The organism is Streptomyces sp. CA-135486, assembly GCF_050936555.1.
Lineage (GTDB): Bacteria > Actinomycetota > Actinomycetes > Streptomycetales > Streptomycetaceae > Streptomyces.
In genome coordinates, this window is the sequence record NZ_JBNJMM010000001.1 from 874,183 (window position 1) to 889,510 (window position 15,328).

Genomic DNA, 15,328 nt, shown 5'->3' on the forward strand with positions numbered 1-15,328 from the left:
GCGGCCGGACCGCGCAGAAGGAGGGGTTCCGGCCGCACGTTCCTCAGGGCACTCTGGTGGAAAGACCCGGCGGTGACCCCGAGGGCGGTGACAAGGCGCATGGTGGCAGGCGCGGCGGGTGCAGCCTCCTACGACTGGAGGTTCGACTCCGGGCGGATCTGCCTGGACCTGGTGGCGACCGCGGAGGCGGCGCCCGGCGGACGCGAGACGCTGAACGGGGCCGGGCGGCTCGGGCTGTGGCTGGTGGGCGCCGGCCTGGTGCCGGCGGACACTCAGTCGGCGGGCGCGGAGGGCCAGTGGGTGGACCGTTTCGTCGAACTGCGGGACTGGATCGCCCAGTTGGTGCGGGCCGAGATCGACGGCCGGAGCGTCGAGTACGCGCTGGAGCGAGTGAACGCCCTCGCCGCGGGGGCGCCGCCCGGCATCAGAGCCGTACGCGACGAAGAGGGCTTTCTCGTACGGGCGCTGAGCGCCGCGCCCGAGTGCGGGGCGCTGCTGGCGGCGATCGCCCGCGACGCCGTTGAGCTGCTGACCGACCCGGTGGCCAGGGCCCGGCTGCGGCAGTGCGAGGGCGACAACTGCCGCCGGGTCTATCTGGACACGTCCCGGGGACGGCGGCGGCGCTGGTGTTCCAGCGAGGTGTGCGGGAACCGCGAGCGGGTCGCCAGACACCGGCGCAGGGCGGCCGTGGCAAGGGCCTGAGACCCGCCCGAGACCCGCCCGAGACCCGGGCCGAGACTCGTCTGAGACCCGGCCGGGAGCCCGCCCGGTGCACCCCGTAAAAGATCTTGAAAGATTTTCCGGCGGACGTTGAGTGATACGCCTGTGGCCTCCGTAGTGATGGGGGAGAAGCAGTCAGCCAAAACAGGGTCTCGACCGGGAGGTTCAGGTGCGCAAGGATGCCGCCGTGGCCGATGACCGTCCGCAGAGGGCCCGCCATCGCAGCGAGAAGCCACGCACCGACTCCTCAGCACCTGACGAGGAGCTGATGCGCGCGCTGTATCGCGAACATGCGGGACCTCTGCTTGCTTATGTACTGCGCCTCGTCGCCGGCGATCGCCAGCGTGCCGAGGACGTGGTGCAGGAGACGCTCATCCGTGCCTGGAAGAACGCCGGTCAGCTCAACCGAGCAACTGGCTCTGTCCGACCCTGGCTGGTGACGGTTGCACGCCGCATCGTCATCGACGGTCACCGCAGCCGGCAGGCCCGGCCGCAGGAGGTCGATCCGTCGCCGCTGGAGGTCATGCCCGCGGAGGACGAGATCGACAAGGCGTTGTGGCTGATGACGCTCTCAGATGCACTCGATGATTTGACGCCCGCCCACAGGGAAGTTCTTGTCGAGACGTATTTCAAGGGGCGCACGGTCAATGAGGCGGCCGAGACGCTCGGCATACCCAGTGGGACGGTGCGGTCCCGGGTGTTCTACGCACTCCGTTCCATGAAGCTCGCTCTGGAGGAGAGGGGGGTCACGGCATGACCATGTACGAGCAGGAGTCCGTACACGACGCCGCCGCTGCGTATGTGCTCGGCATCCTGGACGACGCGGACGCCTCCGCCTTCGAGGCGCATCTGGCGGGCTGCGACATCTGCGCCGCCCACCTCGAGGAGTTTTCGGGGATGGAGCCGATGCTGGCCATGCTGGCCGAGGCTCCGGCACCGCCCCAGCAGTCGAACGTGCTGAACCTGCTGCCCGGCGCGCGGTCGGCGTCCGACTGGGAGTACTCACCGCCGCGGCCCGTCCCCGTGGTGCCCACCGCCCCGAGCCCCAAGCTGCTCGGCGGACTGCTCGACGAGGTCGCGGCCAAGCGCGCGGCCAGGCGCCGGCGCGGGATGTATCTGGTCGCGGCCGCCGCGGCCCTGATCATCGGCGGTCCGGCCGTCGCGGTCGTGGTCACGGCGGATGACACCGGCAGCAACCAGGCAGCCACGACTCCGCACCCCACCTCTCCGGCCGAGGACGCCTTCTTCAACCACATGGAAACGAAGGTGCAGGCCACGGACGCGACCACCAAGGTCAGCGCGACCGTCGGCATGGAGACGAAGCCCTACGGCACCCACACCGTTCTGGAGCTGAAGAACGTCAAGGGTCCGCTCAAGTGCAATCTGATCGTCGTCTCCAAGTCCGGCGAGGAAGAGGTCGTGACCTCCTGGGCCGTCCCGAAGTGGGGTTACGGCATCCCGGACAGCCCCGACAAAATGGGCAGGAAGCCGCTTTATGTCCACGGCGGAGCGGCGATGAACCGCAGCGACATCGATCACTTCGAGGTCCGCACCTTCGACGGAAAGCGGCTCGTGGAGGTCGACGCCTGACAGATTCGCCCCCTTCGCGTACGGTTGACGGCTGCCCAGTGCACGTCAGAAGGGGGCCTCGGTGGCCGCGCAGGAAGCCGCTGTCGACTCTGTCCAGGACTCCGTCCGGGACAGAGAGATCGGTGTCGAGCAGGAACATCTGGACCGGGTGTACCGCCGCCTCGAGGAGAAGATCCACGAGGCGGAGTTCCTGATGCACGACGCCGCCAAACGCGGCCAGGTCGGCACCCCGGGCGCGCTCGCCGAGCGGGACGCCCAGGTGTTCCGGGCGGGCATCCACCTGAACCGGCTGAACAACGAGTTCGAGGACTTCCTCTTCGGGCGCATCGACCTGCTGCGCGGCAAGGACGGCAAGAAGGGCCCGGACGGCGCGTACACCTCGGTCGAGCCCGCCGACGACGCCGTGGCGGCGGACAACACGGCCGACATCGGGGAGACCCTGCACATCGGCCGGATCGGGGTCCTCGACTCCGACTACGCGCCGCTCGTCATCGACTGGCGCGCCCCGGCCGCCGCGCCCTTCTACCGATCGACCCCGGTCGATCCCGGCCGGGTGGTACGCCGGCGGGTCATCCGCTCCAAGGGCCGCAGGGTCCTCGGGGTCGAGGACGACCTGATGCGCCCGGAGCTGACCGCTGTGCTCGACGGCGCCGAGCTGCCGGTCATCGGGGACGGCGCGCTGATGGCGGCGCTCGGGCAGGCCCGCAGCCACACCATGCGGGACATCGTCGCCTCCATTCAGGCGGAACAGGATCTGGTGATCCGGGCCCCGGCCGCGTCCGTGACGTATGTGGAGGGCGGTCCCGGCACCGGCAAGACCGCGGTGGCGCTGCACCGGGCGGCGTATCTGCTCTACCAGGACCGCCGGCGGTACGCGGGCGGCATCCTGATCGTCTCGCCGACGCCGCTGCTCGTGGCGTACACCGAGGGCGTGCTGCCGTCGCTGGGCGAGGAGGGGCAGGTCGCGATCCGTGCGGTCGGCAATCTGGTCGACGGCGTGGAGGCGACGGCGTACGACGAACCGGCCGTGGCCCGCATCAAGGGCTCCTCGCGGATGCTGAAGGTGCTTCGCAACGCTGCTCGGGGCGCGCTGGAGCTCCCGGGAGGCCCGGCGGCATCCGCGCGCTCCGGTCGCTCCTCGCGCTCCGGGCGCGGAGCGCGAGGCGCCCAGCCCGACGGGCAGCTCGAGTTCGGCGAGGAGCCCGACGAGGGCCGGGAGGCCCCCGCCGCGACGCCCACGCGGCTGCGCGTCGTCGCCTTCGGACGCCGTGTGGAGCTGACGGCCGACGAACTCCAGCGCATCCGGCACAACGTCCTCGGCGGCACCGCGCCCGTCAATCTGCTGCGCCCACGTGCGCGCAGGCTGCTGCTCGACGCCCTGTACGCCAAGTCCGGCGCCGGGACCCGGCACACCGACCCGGGGCTCGCGGCCGAGCTGCGGTCCTCCTTCGACGAGGACGTGGCGTCCGAGGACGCCTTCATCGGCTTCCTGGACGCCTGGTGGCCCGAGCTCACCCCGCGCCAGGTGCTCACCGCGATGGCCGACGAGAGGCGGCTCGGCCGCTGGGCGCGGCGGATCCTCAACCCGGGCGAGGTGCGCCGCCTGGCCCGCGCACTGCGCCGCGAAGCCCTGTCCGTGCACGATGTGGCGCTCCTCGACGAGCTGCAGCTGCTGCTCGGCACCCCGGCGCGCCCCAGACGCAAGCGCGAGCTCGATCCGCTGGACCAGCTCACCGGTCTGGAGGAGCTGATGCCGCAGCGCCAGGAGTCGCAGCGCGAGCGCGCCGAGCGGCTGGCACAGGAGCGCACCGAGTACGCGCATGTCATCGTCGACGAGGCGCAGGACCTGACCCCGATGCAGTGGCGGATGGTCGGCCGCCGTGGGCGGCACGCCACCTGGACGGTCGTGGGCGACCCGGCGCAGTCGTCCTGGTCGTCCCCGGACGAGGCGGCCGAGGCCCGCGACGAGGCGCTGGGCAGCCGCCCGCGCCGTCGCTTCCAGCTCACCGTCAACTACCGCAACCCGGCCGAGATCGCCGAGCTGGCGGCCAAGGTGCTCGCACTGGCCATGCCCGGTACCCAGTCTCCGTCGGCGGTCCGCTCCACGGGCGTGGAGCCGCGTTTCAGTGTCGTACCGGACGGGGATCTGGCCGGGACCGTACGGAGCGAGACGCAGCGGCTGCTGGACCGCGTCGACGGCACGGTCGGTGTCGTGGTCGCGATGAACCGGCGTGAGCAGGCGGCGCGTTGGCTGGCCGGGCTCGGCGACCGGGCCGTCGCGCTCGGGTCCCTGGAGGCAAAGGGCCTGGAGTACGACGCGACGGTCGTCGTTTCCCCGGCGGAGATCGCGGACGAGTCGCCGGCCGGACTGCGCGTGCTGTACGTGGCGCTCACCCGGGCGACCCAGCAGCTGACGGTGGTCTCGGACCGGCGCGACCAGCCGGACGAGGACGGTGTGCCGGACCTGCTCAGGGACTGAACCGGTCCCGCTCCGGGACTGACGGGGAGTCAACCCGCGATGCGGGAATCACGTACCAGAGTGGTTTGTTAGCCTGGGTGTGGCACCGGCTCGATCCAAGCCCCCGGGCCCAACCTTCGTCGCTACGAGCGACCACTTGCCGCGAGGCGAGCATGGCGGGTCGGTGCCACCTTTTCGTGGGAGAGACAGGTCCGCGTCACCGGATGGTGGCGCGGACCTGTTTTCGTTGGAGGCTTCCACCGAAACCGTCGCATCTCGTATGGTGGAAAGCGTTTTCCGAGAACTAAATGACCACTATTACCTGCTACCCGCAGGTAGGTGCGACCATCGGAAGGCGTTGCCGGGCACCTGCCACGGCCGCATGGCAATGAAGCTAGCGAAAGCAGAGGAACCCGGTCATGGCAACGGCGCCCAGCGTCTCGTACTCGATGACGGTCCGGCTGGAGGTGCCCGCGAGCGGAACCGCGGTCTCCCAGCTCACCACGGCCGTGGAGTCCTCCGGCGGCCACGTGACCGGCCTGGACGTGACCGCCTCCGGCCACGAGAAGCTGAGGATCGACGTCACGGTCGCAGCGACCTCGACCACGCACGCCGATGAGATCGTCGAGGAACTGCGCAAGATCGAGGGCGTTGTCCTCGGCAAGGTCTCCGACCGTACGTTCCTGATGCACCTCGGCGGCAAGATCGAGATGCAGTCCAAGCACCCCATCCGCAACCGTGACGATCTCTCGATGATCTACACGCCGGGCGTGGCGCGGGTCTGCATGGCCATCGCCGAGAACCCCGAGGACGCCCGTCGCCTCACCATCAAGCGCAACTCCGTGGCCGTGGTGACCGACGGCTCCGCCGTGCTCGGCCTCGGCAATATCGGCCCCATGGCCGCGCTCCCGGTGATGGAGGGCAAGGCGGCCCTGTTCAAGCGGTTCGCCGGCATCGACGCCTGGCCGCTCTGCCTGGACACCCAGGACACCGACGAGATCGTCGCGATCGTCAAGGCGATCGCCCCCGGCTTCGCCGGCATCAACCTCGAGGACATCTCCGCGCCCCGCTGCTTCGAGATCGAGGCGCGGCTGCGCGAGGCCCTGGACATCCCGGTCTTCCACGACGACCAGCACGGCACGGCGATCGTCGTCCTCGCCTCGCTGACCAATGCGCTGCGTGTGGTCGGCAAGGCAGCCCCGGACGTACGGGTCGTCATGTCCGGCGCGGGCGCGGCCGGTACGGCCATCCTGAAACTGCTGATCGCGGCGGGTGTCAAACACGCCGTCGTCGCCGACATCCACGGTGTCGTGCATGCGGGCCGCGAAGACCTCGTCTCCGCCGACCTCGACTCGCCGCTCCGCTGGATCGCCGACAACACCAACCCCGAGGGGGTGACAGGCACACTGAAGGAAGCAGTCGTCGGCGCGGACGTCTTCATCGGCGTCTCCGCCCCGAACGTGCTGGGCAGCGAGGACGTGGCGGCCATGGCGGACGGCGCGATCGTGTTCGCGCTCGCGAACCCGGACCCCGAGGTCGACCCGGCAATCGCCCGCCAGACGGCGGCAGTTGTGGCCACAGGCCGCTCGGACTTCCCCAACCAGATCAACAATGTGCTGGTCTTCCCGGGTGTGTTCCGCGGTCTGCTGGACGCGCAGTCCCGCACGGTCAACACCGAGATGATGCTCGCGGCCGCCCAGGCGCTCGCGGACGTCGTCACCGAAGACGAGCTGAACCCGAACTACATCATCCCGTCCGTCTTCAACGACAAGGTCGCCGGAGCGGTCGCGGGAGCCGTCCGCAACGCCGCGAAGGCGGCCGGGGCGGCTGTGACGGGCCCCACGTCGGGCTGACACCCGGCGCGTCGCGAGTCGCGGGGCCGTGACTGCCGCTCTAGGGTGGCGGACCATGAGCCCGCACGCGCGGCTCCTATGAGTCTCCACCGAGTGGACGGAACGTCACCACGACGAGGCCGTGGCGCTTTTCGTGTGACTCCGGAGGGTGCCGGATTGGCTTTCCCGCCGCTGGTGGGGGCAGGATGCGTATTCGGGCGCGAGGGTCTGACGGCAGACCCGGGTCCGGGGACTGTCCTAGGGCCCTGGCAGCATCGGCTTCGATCTCACGCCTCACAGGCAAGAAGAACACGGGAGTAACAACATGAACCGCAGTGAGCTGGTGGCCGCGCTGGCCGACCGCGCCGAGGTGACCCGCAAGGACGCCGACGCCGTGCTGGCCGCTCTCGCCGAGACCGTCGGTGAGGTCGTCGCCAAGGGCGACGAGAAGGTCACCATCCCCGGCTTTCTGACCTTCGAGCGCACCCACCGTGCCGCTCGCACCGCTCGTAACCCGCAGACCGGCGACCCGATCCAGATCCCGGCCGGCTACAGCGTGAAGGTCTCCGCGGGCTCCAAGCTCAAGGAAGCCGCGAAGGGCAAGTAAGCCTTCAGCACGCGAAGGGCGGCCACCCCATCGGGGTGGCCGCCCTTCGTACGTGTACGGCCCGCACAGGGCCTTTGCCGGGGCCGCGGCCCCGGACCCGCGGGCCTCAATCGCCGGCGGGGGTTTGAGGCGCGGGTCTCGCTAGACCAGCGCCCCGCCCGGGAGTTCGACCTTCGCGCCGAGCTTCTCCAGCTTCTCCATGAAGTTCTCGTACCCCCGGTTGATCAGGCCGATCCCGTGCACCCTCGACGTCCCCTGCGCCGCGAGCGCCGCGATCAGGTACGAGAAACCGCCGCGCAGGTCCGGGATGACCAGGTCCGCGCCCTGAAGCTTCGTCGGGCCCGAGACGACCGCCGAGTGCAGGAAGTTGCGCTGGCCGAAGCGGCAGTCCGAGCCGCCCAGGCACTCCCGGTACAGCTGAATGTGCGCACCCATCTGGTTGAGCGCCGAGGTGAAGCCGAGCCGCGACTCGTACACCGTCTCGTGGACGATGGACAGGCCCGCCGCCTGGGTCAGGGCCACCACCAGCGGCTGCTGCCAGTCGGTCTGGAAGCCGGGGTGCACGTCCGTCTCCAGCGCGATCGCGTTCAGCGCGCCGCCCGGGTGCCAGAAGCGAATGCCCTCGTCGTCGATCTCGAAGGCGCCACCCACCTTCCGGTAGGTGTTCAGGAACGTCATCATCGAGCGCTGCTGCGCCCCGCGCACATAGATGTTGCCCTCGGTCGCCAGCGCCGCCGACGCCCAGGAGGCCGCCTCCAGGCGGTCCGGGAGCGCCCGGTGCGTGTAGCCGCCGAGCTTGTCCACGCCGGTGATCCGGATCGTCCGGTCGGTGTCCATGGAGATGATCGCGCCCATCTTCTGCAGTACGCAGATGAGGTCCTCGATCTCCGGCTCCACCGCGGCGTTGGTGAGCTCGGTGACGCCCTCCGCCAGAACGGCCGTCAGCAGCACCTGCTCCGTCGAGCCGACGGAGGGGTACGGCAGCCGGATCTTGGTGCCGCGCAGCCGCTGCGGGGCCTCCAGATACTGGCCGTCCGCCCGCTTCTCGATCGTCGCGCCGAACTGGCGCAGCACCTCGAAGTGGAAGTCGATCGGCCGGCCGCCGATGTCACAGCCGCCCAGGCCCGGAATGAAGGCATGCCCGAGCCGGTGCAGCAGCGGGCCGCAGAAGAGGATCGGGATGCGCGAAGAGCCCGCGTGGGCATCGATGTCAGCGACGTTCGCGCTCTCCACGTGCGACGGGTCGAGCACCAGCTCGCCCGGCTCGTCGCCGGGGCGCACGGTCACGCCGTGCAGCTGCAGGAGTCCGCGTACGACGCGCACATCGCGGATGTCGGGCACATTGCGCAGCCGGCTCGGCTCGCTGCCGAGAAGGGCGGCGACCATCGCCTTGGGCACGAGGTTCTTCGCGCCGCGGACGCGGATCTCGCCCTCCAGCGGGGTTCCGCCGTGGACAAGCAGTACATCGTCTGTGCCGGTCATGAATCTCGCGTTCCGGAGTGGTCGGGCAGGGGGCCAGAGACAAAGGGTAAGGGGCTTCCACCCCTGTCCCGTAGGGCCAGGGACGCTCCGTGTGCGTAATGAATTCGGTACAACACGTTCGGTTCATCAATCATTGCGCTGCGTCACGGCCCTTGTTTCGGCCGCGGGAGGCCCTCGTCGCGTCCTGAGCTGCGCTGGCTCACACTCCGCCGCACGGCCCCCGCGGAGGGCGAAGATGCGGGATCATGTCTCGCATGACCGAGGTGTCCTCGCTCACAGGGCGGCTGCTCGTCGCCACTCCCGCCCTCGCCGACCCGAACTTCGACCGGGCGGTGGTTCTGCTGCTCGACCATGACGACGAGGGCTCGCTCGGCGTGGTCCTCAACCGGCCCACGCCGGTGGTCGTCAGCGACATCCTGGAGGCCTGGGCCACTCTCACGGGCGAGCCGGGCGTGGTCTTCCAGGGCGGTCCGGTCTCCCTCGACTCGGCGCTCGGCGTCGCCGTGATCCCCGGCGACGAGGGCCCGCTCGGCTGGCGGCGGGTGTACGGGGCGATCGGACTGGTCGACCTGGAGGCCCCGCCGGAGCTGCTCGGAGCGGCGCTGGGGTCCCTGCGGATCTTCGCGGGGTACGCCGGATGGGGCCCCGGTCAGCTGGAGGACGAACTGAACGAAGGCGCCTGGTACGTCGTCGAGTCCGAGCCCGGCGATGTGTCGTCGCCGGAGCCGGAGAGCCTGTGGCGGGCGGTGCTGCGGCGCCAGCGCAACGAGCTCGCGATGTTCGCGACGTACCCGGACGACCCTTCGCTGAACTGACGGGCGGGTTGTCGGCGCCGCGGCGCGGGGAGGCCTGAACCGAACGGCCCCGGGGTGGGTACCCTTGGCAGTTATGAGCACTCTTGAGCCCGAGCGCGGGACAGGCACGGGGACCCTCGTAGAGCCGACGCCACAGGTGTCGCACGGCGACGGCGACCACGAGCGCTTCGCCCATTACGTCCAGAAGGACAAGATCATGGCGAGTGCCCTCGACGGCACTCCCGTGGTGGCACTGTGCGGGAAGGTCTGGGTGCCGGGGCGCGACCCCAAGAAGTACCCGGTCTGTCCGATGTGCAAGGAGATCTACGAGTCCATGGGCTCTGGCGGGGACAAGGACAAGGGCGGCAAGGACAAGAAGTAGCTCCAGTTGTTCCTGTAGCTCCTGAGCTCTGGGAACTCCAGCTGCTCCGGCAGCTCCAGTAACTCCAGTCCTTCCGTGGGGACGGCCCCCGGGGCGCGCATGCGTGCGCGCCCCGGGGGCCGTTCGTCGTTTGCGTTGCCGTTGCACGGGGTGCGTCTGCCGGTCACAGAGTGGTTGAGACCTCTTGTCCGGCTGTTGGCGCGGCCTTAGCCTCCTGCGTGTTGTGCAGTACGAAACGTGCGTTGCATATGTTGCAATGCTTACTCGTAGGGGATCACGCATGAAGCTCATCGCCCGAACGGTCGCCCCCGCAGCGGTGCTTGTGCTGGCAGGCCTCACCGCCACCGCCTGCGCCCCCCAGACCTCCGACAACAGTGCGGAGAAGGACGACAAGAGCGGCACCCTGCGCGTCTGGCTCTTCCAGGAGGTAGGCAACAAGCCCAAGGAGAAGGTCGTCGACGAGGCCGTCGCGGCGTTCCGCAAGGCGCACAAGGACACCGAGGTCAAGGTCGAGTACATACCCGTCGAGACCCGCGCCCAGCGCATCAAGGCCGCGTTCAACGATCCGAAGAGCGCGCCGGACGTGATCGAGTACGGCAACACCGACACCGCGGGATACGTCAAGGACGGCGGACTCGCCGACGTCAGCAAGGAGTTCGACGCCTGGGACGAGGCGCAGGACCTCGACCCGACGGCGACGCAGTCGGTCACGGTCGCCGACAAGATCTACGGCGCACCCTTCTTCGTCGGTGTACGCGCGCTGTACTACCGCACGGACATCTTCAAGGAGTTGGGGATCGCGCCGCCCAAGACGCAGGACGAGCTCATCGCCACCGCGAGGAAGATCCACAAGTCGAAGCCGGAGCTGTACGGGCTCGCGGTGGGCGGTGCGTACACCTATGGCGCGATGCCCTTCATCTGGGCCAACGGCGGCGAACTGGCGCAGAAGAGCGGCGGTTCGTACAAGGCCGCGATCAACAGCGCGGCCGCGCAGAAGGGCATCACGGCGTACACCTCCCTCTTCGGCGGCGACAACTGTCCGGCCGCGAAGTGCGCCTCGATGGGCGGCAACGCCACGGTCACGGCCTTCGCCTCCGGCAAGGCCGCGATGGCGATCGGCGGCGACTTCAGCCACCAGGCGGTGGAGGCGGGTGCGGCGAAGGGCAAGTACGCGGTGGTGCCGCTGCCGGGTCTGAAGGCGGGCTCGATCGCGCCGGCCTTCGCGGGCGGCAACAACATCGGCGTACTGAAGAGCAGTTCGCACCGCACGCTGGCGGTCGACCTGATGAAGCAGTTCACGGGCAAGGAGACGCAGCGCAAGCTGTTCGACGCGATGGGCTTCCTGCCGACGTACACGGACGTGCGGTCGGAGGTGGCGAAGAAGGAGCCGTTCGTCGCGCCGTTCGTCACGACACTGGCTTCGGGCACGAAGTTCGTCCCGGCATCCGCGGGCTGGGGTCAGATCGACGCGGCGCTGGTGCTGCCGACGATGTTCCAGGAGATCGTGAGCGGCAAGAAGGACGTGGCGGCGGCGTCGACCGACGCGGCAAAGAAGATGGACGCGTCCTTCACCGCGGCGGGCTGACCGCCATGCCGCACAGCACGAACGGGGCCCCGGCGTCGTGGCCGGGGCCCGCGAGTACGACGGAGTCCGCCGCGGCTGCGGGGGCTGAGCCTGCGGCCGCGGGCACCGAGCTTGAGGAGCAGGCGGAGGCCGTCACGTCCGCCGGGGCCGCTCCGGTCACCGACAGGGCCACTCACCCCATCGCGTCGGGCGTTGCCGGCCCCCGTCCCCGGCATCGGCGTGGGGGCGACCACCCAAAGGCGTCCGCGGCTTCCCGGCGGCACCCGGGCCGCGGGGGCTGGACCCCGTGGATATATCTCGCGCCCGCGCTCCTCGTGATCGCCGCGCTCCTCGTCTACCCCATCTACCAGCTCGGCCTCATCTCCTTCCTCGAATACACCCAGGCCCAGGTCAGCGGCGGAGAGCCCACCACCTTCCAGGGCCTCGGCAACTACCGAACCCTCTTCGCCGACAGCCAGTTCTGGCAGGTCCTGCTCGCCACCGTGACCTTCGCCGCCTCCTGCGTGCTCGCCACCCTCGCCGTCGGCTGCGCCCTCGCCGTCCTGCTCACGCGCGTCCGCGCCCTGCCCCGTCTCGCCCTGATGCTCGCCGCGCTCGGTGCCTGGGCCACCCCCGCCATCACCGGCTCCACCGTCTGGGTCTTCCTCTTCGACCCGGACTACGGACCCGTCAACCGGCTTCTCGGCCTCGGCGACTTCTCCTGGACGTACGGCCGCTACAGCGCCTTCGCCCTCGTACTCCTCGAAGTCGTCTGGTGCTCGTTCCCGTTCGTGATGGTCACCGTCTACGCGGGCATCAAGGCGATCCCGTCCGAAGTCCTGGAGGCCGCCTCCCTCGACGGCGCATCCCAGTGGCGGATCTGGCGCTCCGTCACCGCGCCGATGCTGCGCCCCATTCTCGTCGTCGTCACCATCCAGTCGATCATCTGGGACTTCAAGGTCTTCACGCAGATCTATGTGATGACGAACGGCGGCGGCATCGCCGGACAGAATCTCGTGCTCAATGTGTACGCCTATCAGAAGGCCTTCGCGTCCTCCCAGTACAGCCTGGGTTCCGCCATCGGCGTCGTCATGCTGCTGATTCTGCTGGCCGTCACCCTCGTCTATCTGCGACTGCTGCGACGCCAGGGAGAAGAACTGTGAGCATGCTCCGCATCCACCGCCCCTGGCGGCTCGCCGCCGAGGCATCCGCGCTCGTCATCGCGGTCGTGGTGGCCTTCCCGCTCTACTGGATGGCGCTTTCCGCGTTCAAGCCGGCGGGCGAGATCCAGTCCACCGAAGCACGCCCCTGGACGCTATCCCCTTCTCTCGACTCGTTCCGCCGCGTCTTCGAACAGCAGGAATTCGGCCGCTATTTCCTCAACAGCCTGCTTGTCGCGGGCGTGGTCGTCGTCGCCTCCGCGCTGATCGCCTTCCTCGCGGCGACGGCCGTGACGCGGTTCCGTTTCAGGTTCCGCACGACCCTCCTGATCATGTTCCTGGTCGCGCAGATGGTGCCGATCGAAGCGCTGACGATTCCGCTCTTCTTCCTGATGCGTGACTTCGGCCAGCTGAACACCCTCGGCTCGCTGATCCTGCCGCACATCGCCTTCTCGTTGCCGTTCGCGATCTGGATGCTGCGCGGCTTTGTGAAGGCGGTTCCCGACGCCCTGGAGGAGGCGGCGTACATCGACGGCGCGAGCCGCACCCGCTTCCTCTGGCAGATCCTGTTCCCGCTGGTGTTCCCCGGACTGGTGGCGACCAGCGTGTTCTCGTTCATCTCGACGTGGAACGACTTCCTGTTCGCCAAGTCCTTCATCATCAGCGACACCTCCCAGTCGACGCTGCCGATGGCTCTTCTCGTCTTCTTCAAGCCGGACGAGAACGACTGGGGCGGGATCATGGCGGCGTCTACCGTGATGACCGTGCCGGTGCTGGTCTTCTTCGTACTCGTACAGCGACGCCTGGTCTCCGGCCTGGGCGGCGCGGTGAAGGACTGAGGCAATGACCCTGACGGATCTGATCCCCGCGCCGCGCGCCATCGAGGGCCCGTACCGCGACGGGCTCCTGCTGGACCGCAACACCACGCTGTACGCGGGACCCGGCGCACAAACCACCGAGCGCTGGCTGCGCTCCACGGTCGGCGCGGCCCTCGGCCTTCCGCTCGCGCCGGGTGAGGAGGATGCCCGGAACTCGGTCAGGCTGTTGGTCGACGACGGCCTGGAGCCCGAGGCGTACCGCCTGAGCGTGGTCCGGAGCGGGGGCGCCGAGATCCGGGGCGGCAGCGGCGCGGGCGTCTTCTGGGGCGCCCAGACGCTGCGTCAACTGCTGGGCCTCGACGCCTTTCGTCGCGCCCCCGTCCGGCCCGACGGGACGTACGGCATTCCCCACCAGGTCATCGAGGACGCCCCCCGCTTCCGTTGGCGCGGCCTCATGCTCGACGTCTCACGGCACTTCCTGCCCAAGGACGACGTCCTGCGCTACCTCGACCTCCTCGCCGCCCACAAGCTGAACGTCTTCCACTTCCACCTCACCGACGACCAGGGCTGGCGCATCGAGATCAAGCGCCATCCCCGGCTCACCGAGATCGGCGCCTGGCGCGCACGCACCAAATACGGCCACCGCGCATCAGAGCTCTGGGACGAGAAGCCGCACGGCGGTTACTACACCCAGGACGACATCCGCGAGATCGTGGCGTACGCCGCCGAGCGGCATATCAGCGTCGTCCCCGAGATCGACATCCCCGGCCACTCGCAGGCCGCCATCGCCGCATACCCGGAACTCGGCAACACCGACGTCATCGACACGTCCTTCCTCACCGTCTGGGACAACTGGGGCATCACAGCGAACGTACTCGCCCCCACTGACAACACCCTCCGCTTCTACGAGGGCGTGCTGGAGGAGATCCTCGACCTCTTCCCGGCAGCCACCTCGCCGTTCGTCCACATCGGCGGCGACGAGTGCCCGAAGGACCAGTGGAAGGCCTCCCCGGCCGTCCAGGCCCGGATCAAGGAGCTGGGCCTGAAGGACGAGGACGAACTCCAGTCCTGGTTCATCCGGCACTTCGACCACTGGCTCACCGACCGCGGCCGCCGCCTCATCGGCTGGGACGAGATCCTGGAGGGCGGTCTGCCCTCGGGCGCCGCCGTCTCCTCCTGGCGTGGATACGCCGGGGGAATCGCCGCCGCCGAGGCCGGCCACGACGTCGTCATGTGCCCCGAGCAGTACGTGTACTTCGACCACCGCCAGCACGGCGGCCCGGACGAGCCGATGCCCATCGGATACGTACGCACCCTGGAGGACGTCTACCGCTTCGAGCCCGTACCGCCGCAGCTGTCCACCGAGGCCGCCGCGCACATTCTCGGCACCCAGGCCAATGTCTGGACCGAGGTGATGCAGGACCGTTCCCGCGTCGACTACCAGGTCTTTCCGCGCCTCGCGGCCTTCGCCGAGGTGGCCTGGTCCGCCCTGCCCGCCCCCGCAGAGCGCGACTTCGCCGACTTCGAGCGGCGAATGACCGCCCACTACAGGCGCCTTGACGCGCTCGGCGTCGGCTACCGGCCGTCCGACGGCCCGTTGCCGTGGCAGAAGCGACCAGGTGTGCTCGGACGCCCGATCGAGGGTGCGCCCCCAAACGTGTGAGCCCGGCTCGAAGTCATATCTCCCGCGCCCGGGACCCTGGGAACGTTAGGAGGCCGCCGTAAGGAACAAGTCGTACATGGATCGCCGAAGAGTGGCAATCCGCGTGTGGCGGCGACGGTGTTCCAAAACGGACCATCGTTACGAGCGAGTGCATTAGGTGCAGATGCACCCTTCGTGGACCCTCACGTCGGTCGGCTCGGAAGATGTGCCAGAGTTGCCACGTCCGGGCTGTGAGCACGTACGGTACGGCAACAGAGG

General features: G+C 69.2%; 13 protein-coding genes. 12 read left to right on the top strand and 1 reads right to left on the bottom strand.

What is annotated here, in order from left to right; translation table 11 throughout:
- The first annotated feature begins 99 nt into the window (after positions 1-99).
- The 6 genes from ACQEVG_RS03975 to ACQEVG_RS04000 all read left to right on the top strand — a co-directional run bounded on the left by ACQEVG_RS03975 (position 100) and on the right by ACQEVG_RS04000 (position 7,207).
- Positions 100-702, top strand: a complete 603-nt coding sequence (locus tag ACQEVG_RS03975) for a CGNR zinc finger domain-containing protein (protein ID WP_432977050.1) — start codon at positions 100-102, stop codon at positions 700-702.
- 187 nt (positions 703-889) lie between these two features.
- A complete protein-coding gene (locus ACQEVG_RS03980) occupies positions 890-1,477 on the top strand; it encodes a sigma-70 family RNA polymerase sigma factor (RefSeq protein WP_432977053.1) in 588 nt (195 codons plus the stop codon).
- Positions 1,474-2,310: an anti-sigma factor family protein gene (locus tag ACQEVG_RS03985; protein ID WP_432977056.1), complete on the top strand. Its 837-nt coding sequence runs from the start codon at positions 1,474-1,476 to the stop codon at positions 2,308-2,310. The genes ACQEVG_RS03980 and ACQEVG_RS03985 overlap by 4 nt, the downstream gene beginning before the upstream one ends.
- Positions 2,311-2,371: 61 nt before the next feature.
- Positions 2,372-4,789 carry a HelD family protein gene (locus ACQEVG_RS03990; RefSeq protein ID WP_432977059.1) on the top strand — a complete coding sequence of 806 codons (2,418 nt, stop codon included), beginning with the start codon at positions 2,372-2,374 and terminating at the stop codon, positions 4,787-4,789.
- Positions 4,790-5,187: 398 nt separating this feature from the next.
- Complete coding sequence (locus tag ACQEVG_RS03995; RefSeq protein ID WP_432977063.1) at positions 5,188-6,621, top strand: NAD-dependent malic enzyme; 1,434 nt, start codon at positions 5,188-5,190, stop codon at positions 6,619-6,621.
- Between the two features lie 304 nt (positions 6,622-6,925).
- Complete coding sequence (locus ACQEVG_RS04000; RefSeq protein WP_004571953.1) at positions 6,926-7,207, top strand: HU family DNA-binding protein; 282 nt, start codon at positions 6,926-6,928, stop codon at positions 7,205-7,207.
- A gap of 141 nt (positions 7,208-7,348) precedes the next feature.
- On the opposite strand, the gene murA is transcribed toward ACQEVG_RS04000, so the two are convergent.
- A complete protein-coding gene (murA, locus tag ACQEVG_RS04005; RefSeq protein ID WP_360880087.1) occupies positions 7,349-8,689 on the bottom strand; it encodes a UDP-N-acetylglucosamine 1-carboxyvinyltransferase in 1,341 nt (446 codons plus the stop codon).
- Between the two features lie 254 nt (positions 8,690-8,943).
- Between murA and ACQEVG_RS04010 the strand changes: the two genes are divergently transcribed.
- The 6 genes from ACQEVG_RS04010 to ACQEVG_RS04035 all read left to right on the top strand — a co-directional run bounded on the left by ACQEVG_RS04010 (position 8,944) and on the right by ACQEVG_RS04035 (position 15,070).
- Complete coding sequence (locus ACQEVG_RS04010) at positions 8,944-9,504, top strand: YqgE/AlgH family protein (protein WP_432977069.1); 561 nt, start codon at positions 8,944-8,946, stop codon at positions 9,502-9,504.
- A gap of 73 nt (positions 9,505-9,577) precedes the next feature.
- Positions 9,578-9,865 carry a DUF3039 domain-containing protein gene (locus ACQEVG_RS04015; protein WP_360880093.1) on the top strand — a complete coding sequence of 96 codons (288 nt, stop codon included), beginning with the start codon at positions 9,578-9,580 and terminating at the stop codon, positions 9,863-9,865.
- Between the two features lie 280 nt (positions 9,866-10,145).
- Positions 10,146-11,450 carry an extracellular solute-binding protein gene (locus ACQEVG_RS04020; protein ID WP_432977073.1) on the top strand — a complete coding sequence of 435 codons (1,305 nt, stop codon included), beginning with the start codon at positions 10,146-10,148 and terminating at the stop codon, positions 11,448-11,450.
- A 5-nt stretch (positions 11,451-11,455) separates the two neighbouring features.
- Positions 11,456-12,592, top strand: a complete 1,137-nt coding sequence (locus ACQEVG_RS04025) for a carbohydrate ABC transporter permease (RefSeq protein WP_432977076.1) — start codon at positions 11,456-11,458, stop codon at positions 12,590-12,592.
- A gap of 2 nt (positions 12,593-12,594) precedes the next feature.
- Entirely contained in the window at positions 12,595-13,428 is an 834-nt protein-coding gene (locus ACQEVG_RS04030) for a carbohydrate ABC transporter permease (RefSeq protein WP_432985043.1), read from the top strand.
- A 4-nt stretch (positions 13,429-13,432) separates the two neighbouring features.
- The gene (locus ACQEVG_RS04035) at positions 13,433-15,070 is read left to right on the top strand and encodes a beta-N-acetylhexosaminidase (protein ID WP_432977079.1); all 1,638 of its coding nucleotides are present in this window, start codon (positions 13,433-13,435) and stop codon (positions 15,068-15,070) included.
- The last annotated feature ends 258 nt before the right edge of the window (positions 15,071-15,328 follow it).